Genomic DNA, 23,047 nt, shown 5'->3' with positions numbered 1-23,047 from the left:
TTTTCGATCGGGAACAAATAAACGGCGTGCCGCCCGGCGCGAGTCCGGGCGACGGGAGAGATCCTTCAGTTGACCGGGTGCGTGGGGACGCGGCTGTTGCGCGCCTCTTCGTACAGTGGCCGGAAGCGATCGGCCATCCGGGTGAGGTCACGCTGGCGCGATTCCGGCGCCGGGTGGGTACTGAGGAAGACCGGGTGGCGCCCGTTGGACTGGGCCGCCATCTTGCGCCACAGGCTCGCCGCGGCGTCGGGGTTATAACCCGCGCGGGCCGCCAGCTCCATACCGATCTCGTCGGCCTCGGCCTCCATCGCGCGACTGTGCGGCAGCTGGACCGCCAGTGCCGCGCCCAGCGCCGCCCCGGTCAGGGCAATCTGCGAACGATCCCCCGTCATGGCGTAGCCGGCAACCGCCATGTTGCTGGCCAGCGCCACCGACATCTTCTCCGCGGTGTGGGCCGACAGCGCATGGGCGATCTCGTGCCCGATGATCTGGGCCAGTTCGTCGTCGGTCAGCTCCAGCTGCTCGATGATGCCCGAGTAGATCGCCATCTTGCCGCCCGCCATGGCGAACGCGTTGATGGTGTCCGGGGCCTCGATGACCACGATCTCCCAGTCCCAGTCCGCGGTCTCGGAGCGGTACTTCACGGCCTGGGCGACGACCTTTTCGGTAATGCCATGCACTCGCGCGGTCATCTCGGGGTCGGCATTGATCCGGCCTTCCTCCCGTGCCGGTGCCAGCATCTCCACGTAGGCGGTACGCGAGGCACTGATGGCCTGGCTCTCGGAGACCAGCATCAGCTGCGAGCGACCGGTCACCGGGTTGGTGGTGCACCCGGGGATCGCCACCGCAAGGCCACCGGCAACCAGCACCGCCAGGAGCAGAGAGCCCAGGCGACCGCGGACCGGCCGCCACGACTTGGGAAACGCACGCATTATTCCAGCACCTCGCTAGTCCTCTACCTCGAGATCGAGCGGATGCCGAATGCGCATCCGGAGTCGGTCTCTCCAAGGATACACCTGACCGCGCGCGACCACCGCCTCACCGATCAAGGATTCGGGATCCAGCTCGGGCCAATGATCGCGGTCATCCCCGCGGATCAGCAAATCTAGGGGGCCCTCCAGCACCAATACCCAGTGGCGCCCGGTCGCGCGCACCGCGGTCACCTCGGCCATCACCCGCAGCCGGCCCTGACGCAGCGCGCCATCCAGCGGGTCCAGTACCCGGGCGGGCATGGCCGCCGGGCGCTCCAGCCACAGCCCCCGTTCTGCGGCTCGCGCCTCGGCCTCGGCCGCGTACAGGCAGGCATCCAGCGGCACCGGTCGCGGCCCCGGCCGCGGCATCGCCGCGCCCGCCGCGATCAGATCCGCCGCCAGCAAGGCGCCATCTTCACTCCAGGCATGCATGCGCGGGGTACCTCCCGGGTCCCGCGCGGGGTCCGCGGGGCGCAGCTTCAGGCGCTGCCCCGCTGCAGCCAGGCGGGTTTCAAGGGCTTCACGTATTCCCTCATGCAGGCGCAGATCGCGCAGCGGAGTCAAGGCCTCCGGCAACGGGGCGGCCGGGGCCAGACCGATCAGGCGGATCGTCCGCCCATCGGCCAGGTGCAACCGGTCGAACCCCACGACACGCTCGACCTCGACCGCCTGCAACCCGCGCGGGTCCTGATCCGCCAGCCGGCACTCCGCCGCAGCCATTCCGGCCAGCAGCAGGAGCACGGCCCCCACAACGCAGACGAGGGCGCCCCGCAGGACGCCCTCGTCGGTTCGGACACGGCCCGCCATCGCGGTCACGCACCCGGTCGCGTTGCGCGCCTGACGGCGCGCCGCGGCTTCAGAATGCGAAGCGGCGGTTGAACTTGTCGACCTGGCCGGCGGTATCAACGATCTTCTGCTTGCCGGTGTAGAACGGGTGGCACTGCGAGCACACGTCCACATGCATCTCGTCGCCGGAGGCGAGAGTGGAGCGGGTCTCGAACTGCGTACCGCAGCTGCAGATAACCTTGACGTTGTGGTAGTTCGGATGGATGTCGGCTTTCATGGTCGGCTCACGCAGGTTCTGGCGAAAAGTCCAATAGGATAGCCGGCTCCGGGCCTTCAGCGCAAGACCGGTTTACGGTGCCATTTGGGCAGGGCATTTGAAATCCAGGCGGCAAACCCCTGAATGACCACGTGGTTTTGCCCACCGAACAACCTGTGGATAACTTTGTGGACGAATTGTCGCCCCCGGAACGAGACGCTCGCGGGACGTCAAGGGGCGCCGCCACCGATGAGACAAGAAACCCACGCAACACCTTGATCTCAATTGTTTTACCCTCCGAAAACCACCACGACCCGGCGTCCGTGACGGACACAGGCGTACCCGCTCGGACTGCGGAGACGGCTGTGCATAAAGCCGCGGTCCGCCCTCATCGCCCTGGCGAGTCCGGGACAATCGCCGTGTAGATGGCAGAGTAATCCGCGTCCGCCAGGCCTTGGGCCTGCGCCCGATCCAGCAGATCCGCCAGCAACGGCAACCATGGGCCCACCAGATGGGCATCCTCGACCGCCTGCTCGGTCAGGCGCACATCCTTCAGCAAGTGCTTGACCGGAAAATTGGCCGTGCCGAAGTCGCCGGAGACCATCTTGCCCAGCTTCTTGTCGAAGGTCGGGGCGTACAGGGCGCTGTCACGCAGGATGTCCATGAAGGTATCCACCTCCACGCCCTCGCGCCGCACCAACCCCAGGCTGAGGGAAAACGCAGCGGTCAGGCTCGCAATCAGCTGGTTGAAGGCGAGTTTCAGAGCCGCCCCCTGCCCCACGGCGCCGACATGCCGGGGCGTCTCGCCCAGGGCCGCCAGTACCGGCCGCGCCCGGACAAAGTCCGCCTCGCGGTCGGCACCCGCCATGATCAGCAGCCGTCCATCGCGCGCCTCCGGGATGGAGCCCAGCACCGGCGCCTCCAGGTAGTCGGCCCCGGCGGCGCGGACCCGCTGTGCCAGGGCCCGGCTCTCGGCCGGCAGGATGGTCGCCATCTGGATCACGCAGCGCCCGTCCAGCGCCCCGTCCGGCAGCTCGTCGAGCACCGCGCCAATGGCGCCGGCATCGCTGAGCATCAGCACCAGCACATCGGCCTCCGCGACGGCCGCGGCGGGGGCGTTGTGGACGGTGACCCCCTCGGCCGCCAGATCGCTCGCGCGAGCGACCGTGCGGTTGTAGGCCACCACGGGAAATCCGGCCTGCAAAAGACGCAGGCCCATGGGTTGCCCCATGAGCCCGCATCCCAGCAGCGCCACTCGGGACGCAGTCATGCTGACCCCCTACTTGATCTTGTCGTCCAGATCATCCGTATACCCGAGCAGGGTATGCGGCGGCGGGGCCTCCTTCTGGTACTTGCTCGGCGTGACCGCCTCGGTCTGGTGCAAGCTTCGCCACAGGCCGATCACCATGATCAGCATGATGACCGAGAACGGCAGACCGACACTGATCGCGGCCGCCTGCAGCGCGGCCAGTCCGCCCGCCAGCAGCAGGATGGAGGCGACCACCCCTTCGAGGATGGCCCAGTACACGCGCTGGGTGACGGTCGGGTTACGCACGTCGCCGGAGGCCAGGGTGTCGATGACCAGCGAACCGGAGTCCGAGGAGGTCACGAAGAACGTCACGATCAGCAGCGTCGCCGCCGCCATCACCGCCACGGCCAGCCAGTCGAAAAGCGGCAGGGCCTGGAGGGTGACAAACAGCGCGGTGGACACGTTTTCCGAAACGGCGCCGGCCAGGTCCGCAACGCCGTCGAGCTCGTAGCTCATCGCGGTACCCCCGAACACGGCCAGCCAGACGAAGGCCGCGGCGGTCGGGGCCAGCAGCACCCCGGCGACGAACTCGCGAATGGTGCGCCCGCGCGAGACCCGCGCGATGAACATACCGACGTACGGGGCCCAGGAGATCCACCAGCCCCAGTAGAAGATGGTCCAGGAGGTGGCCCAGCCGGAGTCCTCGATGGTGTCGGCCCACAGGCTCATTTCAGGCAGGGACTGCACATAGACGCCGGTGCTTTCCACCAGCAGACGCAGGATGAACAGGGTCGGCCCCATCACCAGCAGCAGGGCGATCAGGATCGCCGCCAGGCCAATATTGAAGTTGGACAGGCGCTTGATGCCCTTGTCCACACCCAGCGCCACCGAGACGACGGCAATCAGGGTGATGATCGCGACCAGGACGATCTGCATGAAGGTGGATTCCTCGATCCCGAACACGAAGTTCAGGCCCGAGTTGATCTGCATGACGCCAAGGCCCAGCGAGGTCGCCACCCCGAACATGGTGCCAAACAGCGCCACTACGTCGACGAGGTGCCCCCACGGACCATAGATCCGATCACCGATGAACGGGTACAGCGACGAGCGGATCAGCAGCGGGAGGTTGTGGCGGTAGGCGTAGTACGCCAGCGACAGGCCAACGACGATGTAGATCGCCCAGGCGTGCAGGCCCCAGTGGAAGAAGGTGTAGCGCATGGCCTCGGTGGCCGCCTCGGCACTCTCGCCCTCCGCATGCGGCGGGCTGAGGTAGTGGAACATCGGCTCGGCGATGCTCCAGAACAGCAGCCCGATCCCCATGCCCGCGGAGAACAGCATCGCGAACCACGCGGCGTAGCTGAAACGCGGGGTCTCGAACTGGTCGCCCAGGCGCACGCCGCCGTAGCGGCTGAACATCAGATACAGGGAAAAGACCAGGAATACCGTCACGACCAGCATGTAATACCAGCCGAGATACTCCCCGATGCCACTTTGGAGCTGCTCGAAGATCGCCTCGGCGCGATCCGGGAAGATGGCCCCGAAAGCCACGAAGGCTGCGATTATCAGGCTGGCGGTATAGAAGACCGGGCTGCAGATCACGCCAAAGCCGCCGAGGCGGGTTTGCGTCAGACCCGGGGTGGACTGCTCATCCATTCGGTTTCCCCTTTTTTTCCTGTGGCAAGCGCAAGACCGAGCGGTCCGGTTCCGGAGTTTTCCGGAAGCCGCGCGGGGAGGCGCCCGATGGGCGTTGTCGCGGTAGGTGGGACAGCATCACCGTAGCGAAAGACTCGCCGCACTGCAAAACCGCGACAGGCGTCACGGCCCGCGCGGCCTCACGCCTCGGTGCGGGTCGAATTCCGGGCCAGCAGCAGGGCCCGAGCCTGCCCGCCCTGGCGCTCGCGCTCGATCTGCCAGCCCCCCGCGGCGAGAAAGGCGAGATCCGCCTCGGACTCGATCTCCACATAAACCCGGCTGTCGGCGTGCAGCCAGCCCTGCGCGAGCAGGCCCTCCAGCACCGGTGGGACATGCCCCTGCCCGAACGGCGGGTCCACCAGCACGAGATCGTAGGCAAGGCCCTCGGGGGGTGGGCCGGCCAGCAGGCGCCGGGCGTCATCCCGACGCACGCTGACCTGCCCGGCGCCCAGGGTCTCGCAGTTGGCCTGGAGCTGGGCCGCGGCGCGCGCATCGCGCTCGACCAGGAGCACCGCATGGGCCCCGCGCGAGGCCGCCTCCAGCCCCAGCGCCCCGGTTCCGGCGAACAGATCCAGCACCCGTGCGCCCGGCAACCGGGGCTGCAGCCAGTTGAACACCGTCTCGCGCAGGGCATCGGCAGTCGGCCGCAGGCCGCCCACCGCAGGGACCGGCAGCCAGCGTCGCCGCCAGGCGCCGCCGATGATGCGGATGCGCGCCGGGCGCCCGGCGGGGGCCCGCCTACTCCTGCCCACCCACGATCACCGTGACCATCGCATCCGGGTTGATGCGCTCGCGCAGCCGGGCATTCAGTTCATCCAGCTCCACCGCCTCCATGCGCTCGATGTAGCGCTCCAGGTAGTCCAGCGGCAGGTCGTAGAAGGCCATCATCCCCAGCAGTCCGACGATATCGCTGTTCGAGGCCAGCGACAGCGGGAAGCTGTTGACCACGTTCTCGCGCGAGGCCTCGAGTTCTTCGGCATCGACCCCGTCGGCGTGCCAGCGCACGAGCGCCTCGCGCAGGGCGGTCACCGCCTCGTCCGCCTGGTCCACGCCGGTCTGCATACCGATACGGAAGGGGCCCTCGGCCGCCATCGGCTGCAGGCGACTGCTCACGGAATAGGCCAGACCACGCTGGCTGCGGATCTCCCGAAACAGCCGCGAGGTAAAGCCGCCGCCCCCGAAGGCGTGATTTGCAAGCGTCAGGGCGTAATGATCCTCGTCGCCACGTCGCAGCGCCGGGGCGCCCATCAGGATATGGGCCTGCTCGGAGGGAAACTCGATACGCTCCTCCACCGGCTCGTCGCGCGGCTCCACGGCCGGCAGCGGCTCCGCCGCCGCGCCCTGCGGCAGCGCCGCGGAGATCCGGTCGGCCACCGCCTCAGCCTCCTCGCGCGTCAGGCCACCAGTGATCGCCAGGGCACCGTTTCCGGTGGTGTAGAAGCGCTCATAGAACGCACGGGCATCCGCCGGCGGCAGGGCCTCCAGGGTCTCGCGCTTGCCGCCCGGCCAGTTGGCGTAGGGGTGGTCGCCATACATCAGTTCGTAGAAGCGCCGGCTGGCGACGCTGCCCGGGTCCTGGCGCTCGCGCTGCAGCCCCTGCAGGGCCTGGCGCCGTGCCCGCTCGAAGTCGGCCTCGGGGAAGGCCGGCGCGGCCAGCACGGCGGTCAGGGTCTCCACCGCGGTATTCATCCAGTCCGGCTCGGTCAGGCTGCGCAGGCTGACGATGGCCATGTCGCGCAGCGAATCGGTGCTGAATTGCGCGCCCACCGACTCGAAGCGCTCGGCCAGTTCGTCCGAATCCATCTCCTCCGTGCCGTGGCGCAGGGCGCTGCTGGTCAGCGAGGCCAGGCCGTGCTGGTCACCGTCGCGCGAGGCGCCGCCGTCGAACGTAAGACGCAAGTCGACCATCGGCAGGTCCGGCGCGGCCACATAGAGCACGCGCAGGCCCTCGTCGGTCTCCCACTGCTCGATCTCCACCGCCTGGGCCGGCAGCGCCAGCGCCAGCAGCCACACGAAGGCCGTCAGCCATCCTGCACGCATCATCTTGCCTCCCGTCATCACATGCCCCCCGCGGTTTCGCCATAGGGTTGCGCCGCCCCCGGATCGGGCGGGTCTTCGCCATCCAGGGGCTGCGGGTCGAGGATCCCGACCGTGCGGCGCTGCGGCACCAGATACTCGCGGGCCACGCGCTGCACGTCCTCGGCGGTGACCGCCCGCACGCGCTCGACGAAGCGATCGCCTTCCTGCCAGCCGACCCCGATGGTCTGCAGCATGCCCAGCTGGAAGGCCTGCGAGCGCACCGAATCGCGCTGGTACACCTCGGAGGCGATCACCCGCGCCTGCACCCGCTCGAGCTCGCTGTCGCTGACCGGCTCGTCCTTCAGGCGCTCCACCTGTTCCAGCAGGGCGGCCTCCAGCGTGTCGACGTCGGTATCCGCCGTGGGCACGGCCGCGATCAGGAACAGGTCATCCAGCCGGCTGAAGGGGCTGTAGCGGGCCGACGTCGCGCCGGCCAGCTCCTCGCCGCGCACGATCTCGCGGGCAAAGCGCGAGGCCTCGCCGGAATCGAGGATCCCGGCCGCCACCATCAGGGCATAGGCATCCACCGGATCCTCGACGGTGTTCAGCACCGGAGTCTTCCAGCCCATCATCAGATAGGGGAGTTCGGCCGGGGCCTCCACCGTGATACGGCGCTCGCCCTTCTGCGGGGTCTCGCTGCGCGGCTTCGCCTCCGGCAGCTCCCCGGCGGGGATGTCGCCGAAGTGCTCGCGGGCGGCGTCGATCACCCGCTCAGCGTCGACATCGCCCACCACTACGACGACCGCGTTGTTGGGGTGGTAGTAGCGGTCGTACCACGCCTGGTTATCCTCCAGGGTGTAGGCCTCGATGTCGCTCATCCAGCCGATCACCGGGTTGCCGTAGGGGTGGTTGAAGAAGGCGGTGGCCATCAGCTGCTCGCGCAGCAGGGCGTTCGGCTGATCCTCCACCCGCAGGCGGCGCTCCTCCTGGACCACGCTCAGTTCCGGGCGGAACTCGTCTTCCTGCAGCTTGAGGTTCTGCATGCGTTCCGCCTCCATCGCCATCACCGTCTCCCAGTGATCGCGCCCGATCACCTGGAAGTAGCCGGTGTAGTCACGACCGGTAAAGGCGTTCTCGCGTCCGCCCAGGCGCGAGATGATGCGCGAGAATTCGCCCGGCTCGTAGCGTTCGGAGCCGCGGAACATCATGTGCTCCAGCATGTGCGAGATCCCCGTCACACCGCTGTGCTCGTCGGCCGAGCCGACCCGGTACCAGACCATATTGGCCACGACCGGGGCCCGCCGGTCCTCCAGCACCAGCACCGTCAGCCCGTTGTCCAGCGTGGCCTCGACCACGTCCGATTCGATCTCCGGCGGCGCGGCCGACCCGACCGCCGGCCAGGCGCACACCAGCGCTGTAATGAGCACTGTGACCAGTTTTTTACCGCGCATGATTCATGAATCCTCGTGCTAGCATTGGCGAACTCTCTACTTGACCACATCGAGCATGTTCGGTTTCCGCAAGAAGAAGTCCGAAGACTCCACGGCCGCCCCGCCGGAGACGGCGAACGCCGAGCCGGAAAAGCCTGCCCGCGGGGGCTGGTTCCAGCGCCTGCGCCAGGGCCTGGCCAAGACCGGGCAGGCCCTGGGCGGCGATCTGGGGTCGCTGTTCCGGCGCAAGATCGACGACGAACTGTTCGAGGAGCTGGAAGAACGCCTGCTCCTCGCGGACGTGGGCCTGGATGCGACCCAGCGGATCATGGATCGTATCACCCGCGAGGTAAAACGCGGCCAGCTGGATGATGCCGAGGCGCTGATGGACGCCCTCGAGGCGGCCATGATCGAGATCCTCGAGCCGGTCTCGCAGCCGCTGGAGATCCCGGAGGCCGAACGCCCGTTCTCGATCCTCGTGGTCGGCATCAACGGCGCCGGCAAGACCACCACCATCGGCAAGCTGGCGCACCACCTCCAGGCCAACGGCCGCTCGGTGCTGCTGGCGGCCGGCGACACCTTCCGCGCCGCGGCGGTGGAACAGCTGCAGACCTGGGGCGAGCGCAACAACGCCCCGGTGATCGCCCAGGGCACCGGGGCCGATTCCGCATCGGTGGTCTACGACGGGCTGCAGGCGGCGCAGGCGCGCGGCATCGATGTGATGATCGCGGACACCGCCGGGCGCCTGCATACCCAGACCAACCTGATGGACGAGGTGCGCAAGGTAAAGCGCGTGATGGGGCGGCTGGACGAACACGCCCCGGACGAGGTCCTGCTGGTGGTGGATGGCGGAACCGGGCAGAACGCCCTGAATCAGGCGCGCCAGTTCCACGAGGCGCTGGGCCTGACCGGGATCGTGGTGACCAAGCTGGACGGGACCGCCAAGGGCGGCGTGCTGTTCGCGCTGGCCGAACAGCTGGGGGTGCCGGTGCGCTTCATCGGGGTCGGAGAGAAGGCCGAGGACCTTCAGGTCTTCGATGCACGCGCCTTCGTCCGCGCCCTGCTCGGCCGCGACAGCGACTGACCCGCTCCGGATGATCCAGCTGCAACGCGTCACCAAGCGGTTCGGCAGCGCGGCGGAGGCGCTCAGCAATGTCAGCCTGCGCGTGGATGCGGGCGCGATGGCCTTCATCACCGGGCCCTCCGGTGCCGGCAAGAGCACGCTGCTGCGACTGATCGCCGGGCTCGAGCGGCCCACTCGCGGCCGCATCCGCGTCAACGGCCACGACCTCGACCGCCTCTCCAGCCGCGCCATCCCCGGCTTTCGCCGCAGTATCGGACTGGTGTTCCAGGATCACCGCCTGCTGTTCGACCGTCCGGTGTTCGACAACGTCGCCCTGCCGCTGGAGATCCTCGCCTATCGCCGCCCGGAGATGCGCAAGCGCGTACGCGCGGCCCTCGACAAGGTCGGTCTGCTGCACAAGGAGGCGGTGAACCCGCGCACCCTGTCCGCGGGGGAACAGCAGCGGGTCGGGATTGCCCGGGCCATCGTCCACCGCCCGGTCCTGCTGCTGGCGGACGAGCCCACCGGGAACCTGGACCCGGCGCTGTCGCGCGAGATCCTGCAGCTGTTCGACGACTTCAACCGGGTCGGCATGACCGCGTTGATCGCCAGCCACGACCTGGGGCTGGTGGAACGCATGGGCAAGCCGGTCCTGCACCTGGAGGACGGCCGCATCGAGGCGCGCGGCGCCGCGGAGTCCGCGACGTGAAACCCGGACGCCGCCTCCTGGACACCGTCCCGGCCTGGCTGGAGGCGCACCGGGATGCCGCCCGGCGCAGCCTCCAGCGCCGCCTGCAGGCACCCGTCCTGAGCCTGATCAGTATCGCCGTGCTGGGGTTCATCCTCGCCCTGCCCGCCTACCTCTGGGTCCTGCTGGACAATGCGCGCGCATTGTCCGCCCACGTCAACCACGAGCCGCGCATCGCCCTCTATCTCGATGCCGTGGAGCCGGACACGGTGGCGGCGCTCGAGCGCCACCTGGAGACGGATGCGCGGATCGAGCGCTGGACCTGGATCGACGCCGACGAGGCCCTGGCACGCTACCGCGAGGGCCTGAGCGACCCGGGCCTGCTGGACTGGCTGGATGACAACCCCCTGCCGGATGTCGTGGACGTGCTCCCGGCCACCGCCGAGCCGGAAACCGTCGCGGCCCTGCGCCAGGCGCTCGCCGACACGGCACCGGGCGCCACCGTGGTCAGCGACGACGAGTGGGTCCGGCAACTCAACAGCCTGCATCAGCTGGGGCTGCGCATCCTGGCGGTCGTCGGGGCACTGCTGGGTCTGGGGGCCCTGCTGATCCTGGCCCTGGCCACCGCCTCCGAACTGCGCGAACGCCGCGAGGAGATCGCCATCTCGCGCATCAGCGGGGCCACCCACCGCTTCCTGCGGCGGCCGTCGCTGTACGGTGGTCTGATCACCGGGCTGGGGGGCGGGGTCTTCGCCGGCCTCCTGCTGCTGGTCGGGATCGGCCTCAGCCGGGCACCCCTGGAACAGGCGGCCGCGGCATTCGACCTTCCGTTCCAGCTCGCGCTCCCCGGAGGCAGCCATCTGCTCACCCTGCTGCTGGCCGGGCTGCTCCTGGGCTGGCTGGGGGCCCGACTGGGCAGCGGTCATGCGCTGCGGGATGCCCCATAGGGTGCGCCCATTGGCAGAAAGTGGCCGGAACTTTTACAGGGTTTAGCACTCTCACTATCAGACTGCTAATCTAGAGCCATAGAATCGGGAGGAATCACCACGCATGACCCAGGCCCTGACCACCCCGCGCGTCGACATGCCCGTACCGGTGGGCGACCTCGATCACTACATGCAGGCCGTCGGCCGCATCGAGGTGCTGGACGCCGAACAGGAACGCGAACTGGCCGTGGCGCTGCACGAGCGCCAGGATCTGGATGCCGCGCGCCAGCTGATCCTGCACAACCTGCGCTTCGTGATCCACGTCGCGCGCGGCTACCAGGGCTACGGCCTGCCGCTGGGTGACCTGATCCAGGAAGGCAACGTGGGCCTGATGAAGGCCGTGCGCCGCTTCGACCCCAACCAGGGCGTGCGCCTGGTGTCCTTTGCCGTGCACTGGATCCGCGCCGAGATCCACGAGTTCATCCTGCGCAACTGGCGCATCGTGAAGGTGGCGACGACCAAGGCGCAGCGCAAGCTGTTCTTCAACCTGCGCAGCGCCAAGCAGCGCCTCGGCTGGCTGTCGAACGCCGAGGTCTCCGCCGTCGCGCAGGATCTGGGCGTGTCGGAGAAGGACGTCTGGGAGATGGAGCGCCGCCTGTCGAGCCAGGACGCGAGCTTCGACCCGGGCCCCGAGGCGGACGACGAACAAGGCTACCAGGCCCCGTCCGAACGCCTGAGCCTGGAGGACCTGAGCGACGACCCGGCGCACGTCACCGAAGACGAAGACTGGGACCGTCACTACCAGGAGCGACTGAGCCAGACCCTGGGCGAACTCGACGAGCGCGCCCGCGACATCCTGATGCGCCGCTACATGGCGGACCAGAAGGCGACGCTGCACGAACTGGCTGCGGAATATGCCGTCTCGGCGGAGCGCATCCGCCAGATCGAGAACAACGCAATCAAGCGCATCCGCGCCGCCTTCGACGACTGACCCGGGCCTGCGGCCCGGCGATCCCGGCCCCGAACGCAGAAAGGCCCCGGCACAAGCCGGGGCCTTTTTGGTTGCCGAACGGGCGACATGGCCCCGCCGGCCCGTTCCGCGCCGGATCAGCCGAACAGGATCACCGAGAAGAAGCTGATCCAGGACCAGATGATCAGGGCTGCCGTAAAGGTCAGCGGGAAGTTCTCAAAGGTAAACCAGTCGCGCATCTCGCAATCCTCGGAATTTTCCAACCAGAATAGGCGAAGGGTAAGCGGCACCGCGACGCGGCGCAAGTTCGACCGACGTCAGCGCTCGGACTTTTGGCCCGGACGGCCCTCGCGGTCCCGCCCGGGCGGGTCGTCTCCCGAACGGGTGGGGATCCGCGGGTCGTCGTCATCCATCAGGATGCGGTGCGCCGGGCCCTGGAGATCGTCGTACTGGCCGGAACGGATCGCCCAGAAGAGCACCAACCCCACGACCAGGGCAAACAGCATCGCCAGCGGAATCAGGAGGTACAGGATGGTCATGGCCCCAGTGTACCCAGCCAGACCAGCCGCTTAAACCAGTACCTACACCGGCGGCCGCGGCGGCGCCACGGGCTCGGCAGGGCGAATGGGGCTGCGCTCCGCGGTCTCCCGCGCCGGTCGCAGCCGCAGCGCGTTGCCCACCACCAGCAGCGAACTGAGGGACATGCCCAGTGCCGCCAGCCAGGGGGTCAGCAGGCCGGCGGCCGCCACTGGCAGCGCCACCACGTTGTAGCCGATTGCCCAGGCAATGTTCTGACGGATCACGCGCCGGGTGTGGCGCGCCTGATCCAGGGCCTGCGGCAAGTGGTCCAGGCGATCCGACAGCAGGACCAGGTCGGCCTGGGTCTGGGCCAGCTGGGTGCCGCCGCCCATCGCCATCGACACGTCGGCGCCGGCCAGCACCGGGGCATCGTTGATGCCCTCGCCGGCCATCAGCACCACCCGGCCCTCGGCCTGGCGCGCCCGCACGTACGCGAGCTTGTCCTCCGGCGTCAGCCCCCCCTCGGCCTCGGCGATGTCCATCTGCGCGGCAAACGCCTTGGCGGCCTCGGGGCGGTCTCCGGTCAGCAGGACCACCCGCAGGCCGCGCGCCCGCAGGTCACCGAGCACATCCCGCACCTCCGGACGCGGGGTGTCGGCCAGCCAGAACAGCGCGACGGGCTGATCATCGACGACCAGCCAGACCGGCGTGGCCAGCGGATAGTCCGCGGGTGCGGCCGGACTCGGTGCGTCGACGCCGGAGGGCAGCATGGAGGCCCCGCCAATCGACACCCGGCGCCCCTCGATGCTGCCCTCGAGGCCCCGGCCCGGCAGGTTCCGGACCCCGGTGGCGTGGATGCGGGAGGCCCCCGCCGACCCGGCCAGGGCCCGGGCCAGGGGGTGTTCGGAATGGGACTCCAGCGCCGCCGCCCACGCCAGCCAGTCGTCGCCCTCGGGGGCGGGCTGCAGGTCCTCGCGGGCGACCAGGCGCGGCATGCCGGCGGTCAGGGTACCGGTCTTGTCGAGGCAGACCATGTCGACCCGCGGCAAGGCCTCCAGGGCACTGCCGCGGGTCACCAGCAGACCCATGCGCGAGAGTGCGCCGGTGGTGGCCGTCAGCGCGACCGGGGTCGCCAGCGCCAGGGCGCAGGGACAGGTCGCGACCAGCATCGCGACCATCACCCAGAGGGCGCGGGCCGGGTCGATCCAGGCGTACCAGACCAGGCCAGCCAGCGCCGTAAGTACCAGCACCGCGCCCACGAACCAGCCGGTACCGGCCTCGGCGATGCGCGCCATACGGGGCTTCTCGGTCTGCGCGCGGTCGAGCAGGCGCTGGATCGCGGCCAGGGTGGTCTCCGCGCCGACGCGCTGGACCTCGACGGACAGAGGGCCGTCGACGTTGACGGTGCCCCCGGTCACGGCATCGCCGGGGCGCGCCGGGTGGGGCTCCGGCTCGCCAGTCAGCAGGGCGCGGTTGACCGTGGATTCGCCCGCGCGCACGACACCGTCGGTCGGGATGGTCTCGCCGGGGCGGACCCGCACCCGGTCGCCGGGGGCCAGTTCGCCGACCGGGACCGCTTCGATCTGCCCGTCGGGGCCCTCGCGGTTGGCAATCGCCGGCACCAGTCGGTCGAGGCGGTCGATGGCATGGCTGGCGCGCTGGCGCGCGATCAGCTCCAGGTAGCGACTGGTCAGCAGGAAGAACACGAACATGACCACGGATTCGAAGTAGACGTGTTCACCGGTGCCGAGGATCACCGCGTAGAGGCTGGCGAGGTAGGTGACGATGATCGCCAGGCTCACCGGTACGTCCATGCCGAGCTGGCGATGGCGCAGGTCGCGCCAGGCGCTCTGGTAGAACGGGATTGCGGAGTAGAGGACCACCGGTGTGGTGAGCGCGGCGGCGACCCAGCGCATGAACTGCAGCAGGTCCTCGTGCTCGGTGTCCTCTGCGCCCAGCCAGAGGGCCACGGCCAGCATCATCACCTGCATCATGCCCAGTGCGGCCACGGCGATCCGGCGCAGGGCCAGCCCCCGTTCGCGCGCAATCGCCTGCTCGCGGGTACCAGGGTCGTAGGGATGGGCGTGGTAGCCGATATCGCGGATTGCCTTGAGGATGTCCGACAAGGCGATCCGTTCGGGGTCCCAGACGACCTGGGCGCGATGGGTGGAATAGTTGACGCGAAAGCTCTCCACGCCCGGCAGGGCCTGGACATGGCGCTCGTTGAGCCAGACACAGGCCGCGCAGGTGATGCCTTCCAGCATCAGGGCCGCTTCGCGGCGCTCGCCGGCCGCACCCGCCGGCGTGACGAACTGCTGCTGCACGCCGGGATGATCGAACAGTTCCAGCTCGCGCAGCTCGTCCGGGATCAGGGGACTGCCGCTTTCCGCCGGCGGGGCATCGCGGTGATGGTAATAGGCCCCCAGGCCGCGCTCGATAATCGCCCCGGCCACGGCCTGGCAGCCGGGGCAGCAGGTAGGCTCTTCCCGCCCCTCGAAGGTGACGGGATAGTACGCGCCCGCGGGCACAGCGAGCCCGCAGTGGAAACACCGGGTCGGGGCCGCGGACGCTGCCGGGGCCTGCGAGTCGGGCGCGAGCGCCACGGCGGGAGCGCGGGGGGTCAGCCGGACTGGGCGCTGCGCACGCGGGTCCGGGCCTGCTGTTCCAGGAGCTGGTCATCGCGCTGGACCTGGAAGCGCAGATCCCAGCGCCCCGGGGCCGGCAGCGCGACCTCGACCTGGTACAGGCCTTCGCCCATGTGCTGCATCTCGAAGCCCTGGTCGCGGCGCTCGTCGGCGAGCCACATGAAGATGCCGCGGATGCTGGCGTCGTTGATCGGGACGCCATCGGCATCCCGGACCTCTACCTGGAGCGTGGCGGCCTCGCCCTCGGTGGGGCGCTCGACCCAGCCCTGACGAACCTGCCAGCCCTTCTCGCGCTGGGCCTGGAGCTCCGACACGCGGTGTACGGCCAGGGCCTGCTTGCGGCTCTCCATGCCGGCCACGGTGCCCGGGAATGCCGAGGTCACCTGCTCCGCCCGGTTCTCCGGCTCCGGCAGGATGGAACCGATAAACTGCTGCGGCATCCCGTTATGGGCCAGCGTGATCAGGACGGCCTGGACGGACGCGACGATCGTGAAAAACCCCACGAGAACCAGCGGAGCCCAGTGCAGCCGGCCAATCTTGGCCTTGCCGCCACTCTCGGCCTCCGCCTCTTTCTGCGTGAAGACGATCCCCAGCCCGTAGGGCACGATGATGTACAGCGCGAGATGGATGGCGAAGACATCCGCGCCCTGCCAGGTCAGGATCGAGTAGGGAATGAACACAAACAGCATGAGGGCGACGACCACCGCCGATGTGCTGTAGGCCTTGAGCCGCGTGAAGCGGTAGATCAGCGCGAACAGGATGGCCAGGGCCGCGGTACCGACGCCGAGGGTAATGACGAGATTGCTCATGATGTCTTCTTCGTTTCCTGCGTGATCGCAAGCTAGGGGCTCGCGGGGTGCCGCGCGATTTCCGGCAGCACGATTACTGTTTCTCGCCCGGGCGCAGTGCGCAACGGAACACCGTTAGCGATGACTGAACTGGGACGTCACTTCGAGCGGTTCAATATGACCCTCGCGATCCGTAATCACAAAACGGAACGGCTGCGGCGAGGGAGCGCCCTCGGGCACGTCGTGGCGCACGCGCGCGACCACGGTGAGTCGCTCCCCGGGCTCCAGGCGGATCCGCTCCACCTGCCCGAGGTCGAGCTCCGCGCCGTCGAGCCCGGCGAGTCCGATCTGGAAGTCCAGCTCCCGGTCCGCGGTATTGTTCAGGCGAATCTCGTAGCCGTTCTGGATGCGCCCGTCGGACATCTGCACATACAGCGGCTGGCGCACCTGGTTCACGTTGGCGTCCACGGGCGGGCGACCCACGATGCTGGCAACCAGTGCAACGATAACGACCAGCACGGCCGCCCCATAACCCAGCGTCTTGCCCCTCAGGAACCGAGTCTTGCCGCCCTCCTGCTCGCGCTCCGAGGTATAGGCGATCAGCCCGCGTGGCCAGCCCTGCTTGTCCATGATCGTGTCGCAGGCATCGATGCACAGCGCACAGTGAATGCACTGGTACTGCAGCCCGTCGCGGATATCGATGCCGGTCGGGCACACCTGCACGCAGTAGCCGCAGTCAATGCAGTCCCCGACGCCGGCGGCCTGGCGCTGCTCGCGGGTCTTCAGACCGGCCTGGACCTTGGCGCGGCCGGCGGTGCCCTCGCCGCGTGATTCGTCGTACGACACGATCATGGTGTCGCGGTCGAACATCACGCTCTGGAAACGCGCGTAGGGGCACATGAACGTGCAGACCTGCTCGCGGGCCAGCCCGGCAAACGTGTAGGTGGTGGCGGTCAGGATCCCCGCGGTCACATAGGCGGCGTACACTGCCTGGCCGGTAAAGAAGTCCGCCACGATGGAAGGCGCATCGCCCCAGTACAGGACGAACCCGAGCCCGGTGGCGAACGCCACCAGCAGCCAGGACGCATGGGTGAGACCATATTTCGCCAGCTTTTCGGCGTTCCAGGGCTGTTTGGCGAGCCGGAGGCGCGCGGGCCGCTCCCCCTGAATCTTGCGCTCCAGCCACATGAAGACATCGGTCCACAGGGTCTGGAAGCAGAAGTAGCCGCAGAACACGCGCCCGGCCACACCGGTCACAAAAAACAGCAGCAATGCGGCGAGGACCAGAAAGCCTGCCAGCCAGAAGATATCCTGCGGATAGACAACCAGGTCGAAGATATGGAACTGGCGCCCGGGGATGTCGAACAGCACCGCCTGATCCGGCCCGTATTCACGTTCCCAGCGGATCCACGGCAGACCGAAGAATACCCCGTAGGCCAGGAGGAGAATTCCGGTCTTCAGGTTGCGAAACCGCCCCTTGACCGACCGCGGGTGGATCGGGATTCGCGCCTCGTACAGCGGCTGGGACTGGGACATCGGATCCTCCCGGAGCGTATCCGGCAGTGCGGCCCGGCGGCAATACGCGGGCCGCGGCAACAGTTCAAAACAAAAAGGGGCACCCTCGGGCGTCAATCCACCCGGCGGGCACCCCTGTCAACGCGTGCATCCTGGCAGGCCTCCGCACCCCCGGGGCTCGCCAGGTCGACGGAGCCGGCCTACTGCCCCCCGCCCAGGGAATGCACGTAGGCGGTCAGCATCTTGATCTCCGCATCCGACAGTCGATCACCGAATGCCGGCATCTCACGCTGGATACCATCGCGAATGAAATTGGCGACCAGACGCTGACGCTCGCTATCGCTTTCCGCGCCGCGCACGTCGACCAGACCCCACAGATCGTTGGTCAGGTTGGGCGCGCCCTGCGAGGTCAGCCCCTGGGCGTCCATGCCGTGGCACTGGAAGCAGCCACCGTCGGTCCCGGTAAAGATCCGGGCGCCGGCATCGGCGTCGTCCTGATCCACGCTGTAGTCGTTCAGCGACAGCACGTAGGCGGCGACCTGATTCAGCTGGTCGCTGCTCAGGGTGTCGCGGTACCCGGGCATGTAGCCCAGGCGGCCCTGGTGCAGGGTTTCCTCGATCTGTTCGACCGTTCCGCCCCACTTCCAGTGGTCATTGCGCAGGTTCGGGTACTGCCCGACCACGCCCGCGCCACCGACCTGGTGACACGCCGCACACCAGGTACCGAAGGAGCCCTGGGCGTACGCGTTGACGAAGCTCATGCTTTCAGCGTCCTGCAGGATCGTTTCGTAATCCTGGGCGGCCACCTGTTCCAGCATCTCGCGCTGGCGCACCGCGTAGGTGCCGGTCTGCATGTCCTTCGCGAGCAATGCACGGGTGTTCCAGTGCATGGTGCGCTCTTCGCCGCCCTGCTCGAAGGTGATGGTGTTGAAGCCCTTGGTGAAGCTGTCGCCAATCGGCCAGGCCGGGTAGATCAGCCAGTACACCAGCGCGAACACGATCGTGGCGTAGAAGCCCCACAGCCACCAGCGCGGGAGCGGATTGTTGTATTCCTGAAGGTTGCCGTCCCAGACGTGCCCAGTGGTCTCGACCTGGTTCGGGTCCTTATCACGGTTGTCCTGTGTGCTCATTGCTCGTCACTCTTGGTTTTGTCACGCCGGGCCACGGGCTCCCGATGTGAATCATCGTCGTCCAGAGGAATGTAGCGATACGTCTCGAACTTCCGGGCACGCCGACGATTGGAAAACAGGAAGATCACGACCCCGATAAAGGTGCTCATGAAGAGAATGAGGGCAACGATCTTGCTGTTGCCCATATCCGTGATCCATTCCCAAAGTCCCGTCATCGTGGCGCCCGTCCTCCCTTACCGGAATTCGGCAAAGTGCCCGTCGTCGTATTCGCTGAAGTCGACCATGGTCCCGAGGACCTGGAGATAGGCCACGAGGGCATCCATCTCGGTGATCGTCCCGGGGTTGCCGTCGAAGTTCTCGGCCTGCGCCTGCGCCACCAGATTTTCCTCGGCGTCGCGGATGTCGAACATCCGGGCGTGTTGCTCCCCGAACTTCTCGACGTTGGCCTGGTATTCCTCGTCGGTGAGCGAGTACGGCACGCCCACGCGCTTCAGCGCGATCATGCGACGATCGATATCGGAGTAATCGAGCGGCGTGGTCGCCAGCCAGGGGTAGCCCGGCATGATCGACTCCGGCACCAGCGACTGCGGGTCGATCAGGTGCTGGACCTGCCACTCGTTGGAGTACTTGCCCCCCACGCGCGCCAGGTCCGGACCGGTGCGCTTCGAGCCCCACTGGAACGGATGGTCGTACTGCGATTCGGCCGCCAGCGAGTAGTGACCGTAGCGCAGCATCTCGTCACGGAACGGACGCACCATCTGCGAGTGGCAGGTGTAGCAGCCCTCGCGGACGTAGATGTCACGCCCGCGCTGTTCCAGCGGGGTGTACGGGCGCACGCCGTCCACTTCCTCGATCGTGTCGTCGATGTAGAACAGCGGCACGATCTCGACCAGGCCGCCGACGCTGATCACCGCCAGGGTGAGGATGATCAGCAGGCCGGCATTGGTTTCAACGCTTTCATGCTTCATGGATCTAGTCTCTCCCTAATCAGGCCGTGCGGGCTTCGGCGGACGCGGCCTGGGCCTCGCGGGCCTCGGCCTTGATGCCCGAGCGAACGGTCATCGCGATGTTGAACGCCATGATCAGCATGCCGGCCAGGAAGAACCCGCCACCAATGGCACGCACCACGTACGGCTTGTGCAGGAACACCACCGACTCGGTGAAGGTGTAGGCCAGGTTCCCGTACTGGTCAAAGGCGCGCAGCATCAGGCCCTGACCGATACCGGCCACCCACATCGCGGTGATGTACAGCACGATCCCAATGGTCGCCAGGAAGAAGTGCACATACACCAGCTTCAGGCTGTACAGGTTGACGTTCCACAGCCGCGGGATCAGGTGATACAGCGAGCCGAAGGAGATCATCGCCACCCAGCCGAGGGCGCCGGAGTGCACGTGGCCCACGGTCCAGTCGGTGTAGTGCGACAGCGCGTTCACGCTCTTCAGGGACATCATCGGACCCTCGAAGGTCGACATGCCGTAGAACGCCAGCGCGGTGATCAGGAACAGCATGATCGGGTCGGTGCGCAGCTTATCCCAGGCGCCCGACAGGGTCATGATGCCGTTGATCATGCCGCCCCAGGAGGGCAGCAGCAGCAGGATAGAGAAGGTCGCCGCCAGGGTGGAGACCCAGTCCGGCAGCGCGGTCCAGTGCAGGTGGTGCGCACCCACCCACATGTACAGGAAGACCAGCGCCCAGAAATGGATGATGGACAGCTTGTACGAGTAGATCGGGCGGCCAGCCTGCTTCGGCACGAAGTAGTACATCATCCCGAGGAACGCGGCCGTCAGGAAAAAGCCCACCGCGTTATGGCCGTACCACCACTGGGTCATCGCATCCTGCACCCCGGAGAAGATGGAGTAGGAATGCGGGTGGAACAGGCCGACCGGGACCTGGATGTTGTTGAAGATGTGCAGCAGCGCGGTGGCCAGGATAAAGGCCATGAAGAACCAGTTCGCCACGTAGATATGCGGCTGGTTCCGACGCAGCAGGGTCATCAGGTAGATCATGAAGTAGGCGACCCAGACCACCAGGATGATGATGTCGATCTGCCAGTTGAACTCGGCGTATTCGCGGCCCTGGGTGATCCCCATCATGTAGGTGATCACGCCGAGGACCAGCGCCAGGTTCCACCCGTAGAAGGTGAAGCTCGCCATGGAGTCACTCCACAGCCGGGTCTGACAGGTCCGCTGCACCACGTAGTAGGACGTGGCGAACAGCGCGTTACCCCCGAAACCGAAGATCACGGCCGTGGTGTGGACCGGACGGAAGCGCCCGAAGGTGATCTGCGCGATATCGAAGTTCAGGAACGGGAACGCCAGCTGCGAGGCGATCCAGACACCGGCGGCCATCCCGAACACGCCCCAGAGGACGGCGGCAATGGCAAACCGCTTGATAATCGCGTAGTTGTACTGCTCGGAAGTCGCGACTGACGCTGCGGGTGCGGCACCCGCCGTAGTGGCTGCTTGTGACATGACTTTTCCACCTTGCTGCGGGGAACACGGATGTCCCGATGGTTCGGGGGCGTGAACTCTACCCCATTCCGGGCCCACAAAAAACCAATACCGCCTGTGTAACTCGGATATTGAGCGGGACGGGCGGAACTTTTCCTGTCCAAGAGAATACATCTTCCGGTGGATCGCCCGCGAGGGACGCGGGCGGCATTTTCGTTGATCCAGATCAACGAACCGGCTGAACCGGGATCACGCGCCCGTCTGGCCGCGACGGGGGCGGCGCATCCGGCACCCAGGCATGACCATAGACCACCTCCCAGGTCGCGGGCAGACGACCCTCCACGCCGAAGTCGCGGGCATAGGCCTCGGCGACGGCCACCAGACGCCGGGGGCCAAACAGACCCGACGAACGCCCCGCCAGGGCGTTGCGCACCCCGACCCCGCGCAGGTCGCGGATCAGGCCGGTCAGATCCGGGTAGGTCAGGGTCAGGGCCTCCTGGTCCATCACCGGATCGGCAAAGCCGGATCGCACCAGGGCATCGCCGATGTCGTGCATGTCCATGAAGGCGTTGACATGTGCCCCGGCGCCGCCATCCACGGTCGCGAAGGCGGCGCGCAGCTCGCGCAGGGTGTCCGGGCCGAAGGTGGTAAACAGCCACAGCCCGCCCGGGCGCAGGATACGCCGCACCTCGGCGAAGGCCTGGTCGAGGTCGCTGCACCACTGCAGGGCCGAGCTGGAAACCGCCAGATCAAAGGACCGCTCGGCCAGCGGCAGGGCCTCAAGGTCACCGCAGACCACCTGCGGCCGCCGCAGCCAGCGCCCGCGCCGCCGCGCCCGCGCAACCATCTCCGGGGCGAAGTCCACGCCGGCCAGGCGCGCCCCGCGGTAGCGGCGGCTCAGGTGATCCAGGGCCTCGCCGATGCCGCAACCCAGATCGACGATGCGTTCCGGCTCCATCCGGATCCAGTCCAGACGCTCCAGCATCCGCTCCTGCACCTCGCGCTGCAGGACCGCATGCTCCTCGTAGGTGGCAGCGGCCCGTGCAAAGGCCTCGCGCACCCGCGCCTTGTCGAGATCGAAGCTGTCGGGTCGGGTCATGCGGACTCCCCTGCACTGCAGTGATCCAGAAACTCGGAAACAAATCCGGCCAGCCGCTGCGGCCGCGCCCACCAGTCCGCATGACCGCCCGCCCCGCGACCGGTCCGGCCATCGGGGCGCAAGCTCGTCAGTCCCACCTCCACCGCGGCCGGCACCAGCGCGTCCTCCGGCTCCAGCCAGCACGCCACCGGCGCCTGCACCCCGGCCCAGGCGGCGCGCAGGTCGGCGCCCTGCAGCAAGTCCAGCCCCGCCGCCAGCCCTTCCGGGGAGGCGGGGGCCGCCTGCATCCGGTCTGCCAGTGCGCGCGCGAGCGAGGCCGCATCGGGACTGCCACGAGCACAGAGCATCGCCAGACGCCGATTGAGTCGGCGGCGGTCGCCTCCGAGGGCGGCGCGGAAGTCCTCCAGCTCGTCCAGCGGCAGGGCGGCCGGCCAGTCATCATTACGGATGAAGCGTGGCGTTGCCCCAATCAGTACAAGCCCCTGCGGGCCCGTCCACTGACGCGCCGCCGCGAGCGCCACCAGGCCGCCCAGGGACCAGCCAGCCCAGACCGGGTACTCGACGTCCGCGGGCAGCGCGGCGATCAGGGCCGCGGCGGCGCCCTCCGCATCCGCCAGCCGCCAGCCGTCGCCCGCGGCCCCATGACCGGGCAGATCCGGCGCCAGTACCCGCGTGCCGGCCGGCAGCTTGGCCCGCAGGGGCGCCCAGACCGCGCCGGAAAAGCCCCAGCCGTGCAACAGCACCAGCGTCGGGTCATGGACCGGGCGGGTCGCAGCCTCCATCTCAGCGCGCTGAACGCCGGCCACCGGCTTGCGTATCATGTGCGCTCGCAATCTCTTGCCCATCCGCG

General features: G+C 68.0%; 22 protein-coding genes. 4 read left to right on the top strand and 18 right to left on the bottom strand.

Annotated features, from left to right (window positions below):
• Positions 1-65: 65 nt before the first annotated feature.
• The 8 genes from D103_RS0104470 to D103_RS0104435 all read right to left on the bottom strand — a co-directional run bounded on the left by D103_RS0104470 (position 66) and on the right by D103_RS0104435 (position 8,424).
• Positions 66-932 carry a M48 family metallopeptidase gene (locus tag D103_RS0104470; protein ID WP_018867771.1) on the bottom strand — a complete coding sequence of 289 codons (867 nt, stop codon included), beginning with the start codon at positions 930-932 and terminating at the stop codon, positions 66-68.
• Between the two features lie 15 nt (positions 933-947).
• On the bottom strand, positions 948-1,778 hold the full coding sequence (locus D103_RS0104465; RefSeq protein WP_018875950.1) for a hypothetical protein: 831 nt from the start codon (positions 1,776-1,778) through the stop codon (positions 948-950).
• 49 nt (positions 1,779-1,827) lie between these two features.
• Positions 1,828-2,034 carry a 50S ribosomal protein L31 gene (rpmE, locus tag D103_RS0104460; RefSeq protein ID WP_018867769.1) on the bottom strand — a complete coding sequence of 69 codons (207 nt, stop codon included), beginning with the start codon at positions 2,032-2,034 and terminating at the stop codon, positions 1,828-1,830.
• Between the two features lie 367 nt (positions 2,035-2,401).
• A complete protein-coding gene (locus D103_RS0104455) occupies positions 2,402-3,283 on the bottom strand; it encodes an NAD(P)-dependent oxidoreductase (protein WP_081618364.1) in 882 nt (293 codons plus the stop codon).
• A 9-nt stretch (positions 3,284-3,292) separates the two neighbouring features.
• Complete coding sequence (locus D103_RS0104450; RefSeq protein ID WP_018867767.1) at positions 3,293-4,915, bottom strand: BCCT family transporter; 1,623 nt, start codon at positions 4,913-4,915, stop codon at positions 3,293-3,295.
• 179 nt (positions 4,916-5,094) lie between these two features.
• On the bottom strand, positions 5,095-5,706 hold the full coding sequence (gene rsmD / locus D103_RS0104445) for a 16S rRNA (guanine(966)-N(2))-methyltransferase RsmD (protein WP_018875948.1): 612 nt from the start codon (positions 5,704-5,706) through the stop codon (positions 5,095-5,097).
• Positions 5,693-6,997, bottom strand: a complete 1,305-nt coding sequence (locus D103_RS0104440) for a pitrilysin family protein (protein ID WP_018875947.1) — start codon at positions 6,995-6,997, stop codon at positions 5,693-5,695. The genes rsmD and D103_RS0104440 overlap by 14 nt, the downstream gene beginning before the upstream one ends.
• 14 nt (positions 6,998-7,011) lie before the next feature.
• Entirely contained in the window at positions 7,012-8,424 is a 1,413-nt protein-coding gene (locus D103_RS0104435; RefSeq protein WP_026280266.1) for a pitrilysin family protein, read from the bottom strand.
• Between the two features lie 55 nt (positions 8,425-8,479).
• Between D103_RS0104435 and ftsY the strand changes: the two genes are divergently transcribed.
• The 4 genes from ftsY to rpoH all read left to right on the top strand — a co-directional run bounded on the left by ftsY (position 8,480) and on the right by rpoH (position 12,071).
• A complete protein-coding gene (gene ftsY / locus D103_RS0104430; protein ID WP_018867763.1) occupies positions 8,480-9,487 on the top strand; it encodes a signal recognition particle-docking protein FtsY in 1,008 nt (335 codons plus the stop codon).
• Positions 9,488-9,497: 10 nt separating this feature from the next.
• Positions 9,498-10,175, top strand: a complete 678-nt coding sequence (gene ftsE / locus D103_RS0104425; protein ID WP_018867762.1) for a cell division ATP-binding protein FtsE — start codon at positions 9,498-9,500, stop codon at positions 10,173-10,175.
• The gene (locus tag D103_RS0104420; protein WP_018875945.1) at positions 10,172-11,101 is read left to right on the top strand and encodes an ABC transporter permease; all 930 of its coding nucleotides are present in this window, start codon (positions 10,172-10,174) and stop codon (positions 11,099-11,101) included. Before ftsE ends, D103_RS0104420 begins: the two co-directional genes overlap by 4 nt.
• Positions 11,102-11,204: 103 nt before the next feature.
• A complete protein-coding gene (rpoH, locus tag D103_RS0104415; protein WP_018867760.1) occupies positions 11,205-12,071 on the top strand; it encodes an RNA polymerase sigma factor RpoH in 867 nt (288 codons plus the stop codon).
• Between the two features lie 296 nt (positions 12,072-12,367).
• On the opposite strand, the gene ccoS is transcribed toward rpoH, so the two are convergent.
• The 10 genes from ccoS to D103_RS0104360 all read right to left on the bottom strand — a co-directional run bounded on the left by ccoS (position 12,368) and on the right by D103_RS0104360 (position 23,018).
• The gene (ccoS, locus tag D103_RS0104405; protein ID WP_018867758.1) at positions 12,368-12,589 is read right to left on the bottom strand and encodes a cbb3-type cytochrome oxidase assembly protein CcoS; all 222 of its coding nucleotides are present in this window, start codon (positions 12,587-12,589) and stop codon (positions 12,368-12,370) included.
• A gap of 42 nt (positions 12,590-12,631) precedes the next feature.
• Complete coding sequence (locus D103_RS0104400; RefSeq protein ID WP_038028273.1) at positions 12,632-15,172, bottom strand: heavy metal translocating P-type ATPase; 2,541 nt, start codon at positions 15,170-15,172, stop codon at positions 12,632-12,634.
• A 17-nt stretch (positions 15,173-15,189) separates the two neighbouring features.
• Entirely contained in the window at positions 15,190-16,023 is an 834-nt protein-coding gene (locus tag D103_RS0104395) for a FixH family protein (protein ID WP_018867756.1), read from the bottom strand.
• 114 nt (positions 16,024-16,137) lie between these two features.
• Positions 16,138-17,538: a cytochrome c oxidase accessory protein CcoG gene (ccoG, locus tag D103_RS0104390; RefSeq protein ID WP_018867755.1), complete on the bottom strand. Its 1,401-nt coding sequence runs from the start codon at positions 17,536-17,538 to the stop codon at positions 16,138-16,140.
• Positions 17,539-17,717: 179 nt separating this feature from the next.
• Entirely contained in the window at positions 17,718-18,647 is a 930-nt protein-coding gene (gene ccoP, locus D103_RS0104385) for a cytochrome-c oxidase, cbb3-type subunit III (RefSeq protein ID WP_018867754.1), read from the bottom strand.
• Entirely contained in the window at positions 18,644-18,862 is a 219-nt protein-coding gene (locus D103_RS0104380) for a cbb3-type cytochrome c oxidase subunit 3 (protein WP_026279315.1), read from the bottom strand. Before D103_RS0104380 ends, ccoP begins: the two co-directional genes overlap by 4 nt.
• 18 nt (positions 18,863-18,880) lie before the next feature.
• Entirely contained in the window at positions 18,881-19,615 is a 735-nt protein-coding gene (gene ccoO, locus D103_RS0104375) for a cytochrome-c oxidase, cbb3-type subunit II (RefSeq protein ID WP_018867752.1), read from the bottom strand.
• A gap of 19 nt (positions 19,616-19,634) precedes the next feature.
• Positions 19,635-21,119, bottom strand: coding sequence for a cytochrome-c oxidase, cbb3-type subunit I (ccoN, locus tag D103_RS0104370; protein WP_028485053.1), 1,485 nt, complete (start codon positions 21,117-21,119; stop codon positions 19,635-19,637).
• A gap of 205 nt (positions 21,120-21,324) precedes the next feature.
• Positions 21,325-22,197: a malonyl-ACP O-methyltransferase BioC gene (gene bioC, locus D103_RS0104365; protein ID WP_018875943.1), complete on the bottom strand. Its 873-nt coding sequence runs from the start codon at positions 22,195-22,197 to the stop codon at positions 21,325-21,327.
• Positions 22,194-23,018 (bottom strand): alpha/beta fold hydrolase, encoded by an 825-nt coding sequence (locus D103_RS0104360; protein WP_018875942.1) that lies wholly within the window; start codon positions 23,016-23,018, stop codon positions 22,194-22,196. The genes bioC and D103_RS0104360 overlap by 4 nt, the downstream gene beginning before the upstream one ends.
• Positions 23,019-23,047 lie beyond the last annotated feature (29 nt).

The organism is Thioalkalivibrio sp. ALE31 (assembly GCF_000377405.1).
Classification (GTDB): domain Bacteria; phylum Pseudomonadota; class Gammaproteobacteria; order Ectothiorhodospirales; family Ectothiorhodospiraceae; genus Thioalkalivibrio.
This window is presented reverse-complemented; position numbering and strand designations above follow the sequence as displayed.

Bases quoted from the DNA above. Each gene is read 5' to 3' on its own strand.
- D103_RS0104435 (WP_026280266.1), bottom strand. From the start codon at position 8,424: ATGCGCGGTAAAAAACTGGTCACAGTGCTCATTACAGCGCTGGTGTGC.
- rpmE (WP_018867769.1), bottom strand. From the start codon at position 2,034: ATGAAAGCCGACATCCATCCGAACTACCACAACGTCAAGGTTATCTGC.
- D103_RS0104360 (WP_018875942.1), bottom strand. From the start codon at position 23,018: ATGATACGCAAGCCGGTGGCCGGCGTTCAGCGCGCTGAGATGGAGGCT.
- ftsY (WP_018867763.1), top strand. From the start codon at position 8,480: ATGTTCGGTTTCCGCAAGAAGAAGTCCGAAGACTCCACGGCCGCCCCG.
- ccoG (WP_018867755.1), bottom strand. From the start codon at position 17,538: ATGTCCCAGTCCCAGCCGCTGTACGAGGCGCGAATCCCGATCCACCCG.
- D103_RS0104455 (WP_081618364.1), bottom strand. From the start codon at position 3,283: ATGACTGCGTCCCGAGTGGCGCTGCTGGGATGCGGGCTCATGGGGCAA.
- rpoH (WP_018867760.1), top strand. From the start codon at position 11,205: ATGACCCAGGCCCTGACCACCCCGCGCGTCGACATGCCCGTACCGGTG.
- ftsE (WP_018867762.1), top strand. From the start codon at position 9,498: ATGATCCAGCTGCAACGCGTCACCAAGCGGTTCGGCAGCGCGGCGGAG.
- D103_RS0104450 (WP_018867767.1), bottom strand. From the start codon at position 4,915: ATGGATGAGCAGTCCACCCCGGGTCTGACGCAAACCCGCCTCGGCGGC.
- D103_RS0104470 (WP_018867771.1), bottom strand. From the start codon at position 932: ATGCGTGCGTTTCCCAAGTCGTGGCGGCCGGTCCGCGGTCGCCTGGGC.
- bioC (WP_018875943.1), bottom strand. From the start codon at position 22,197: ATGACCCGACCCGACAGCTTCGATCTCGACAAGGCGCGGGTGCGCGAG.
- D103_RS0104440 (WP_018875947.1), bottom strand. From the start codon at position 6,997: ATGATGCGTGCAGGATGGCTGACGGCCTTCGTGTGGCTGCTGGCGCTG.
- D103_RS0104380 (WP_026279315.1), bottom strand. From the start codon at position 18,862: ATGACGGGACTTTGGGAATGGATCACGGATATGGGCAACAGCAAGATC.
- ccoP (WP_018867754.1), bottom strand. From the start codon at position 18,647: ATGAGCACACAGGACAACCGTGATAAGGACCCGAACCAGGTCGAGACC.
- D103_RS0104465 (WP_018875950.1), bottom strand. From the start codon at position 1,778: ATGGCGGGCCGTGTCCGAACCGACGAGGGCGTCCTGCGGGGCGCCCTC.
- ccoO (WP_018867752.1), bottom strand. From the start codon at position 19,615: ATGAAGCATGAAAGCGTTGAAACCAATGCCGGCCTGCTGATCATCCTC.
- ccoN (WP_028485053.1), bottom strand. From the start codon at position 21,119: ATGTCACAAGCAGCCACTACGGCGGGTGCCGCACCCGCAGCGTCAGTC.
- D103_RS0104395 (WP_018867756.1), bottom strand. From the start codon at position 16,023: ATGAGCAATCTCGTCATTACCCTCGGCGTCGGTACCGCGGCCCTGGCC.
- ccoS (WP_018867758.1), bottom strand. From the start codon at position 12,589: ATGACCATCCTGTACCTCCTGATTCCGCTGGCGATGCTGTTTGCCCTG.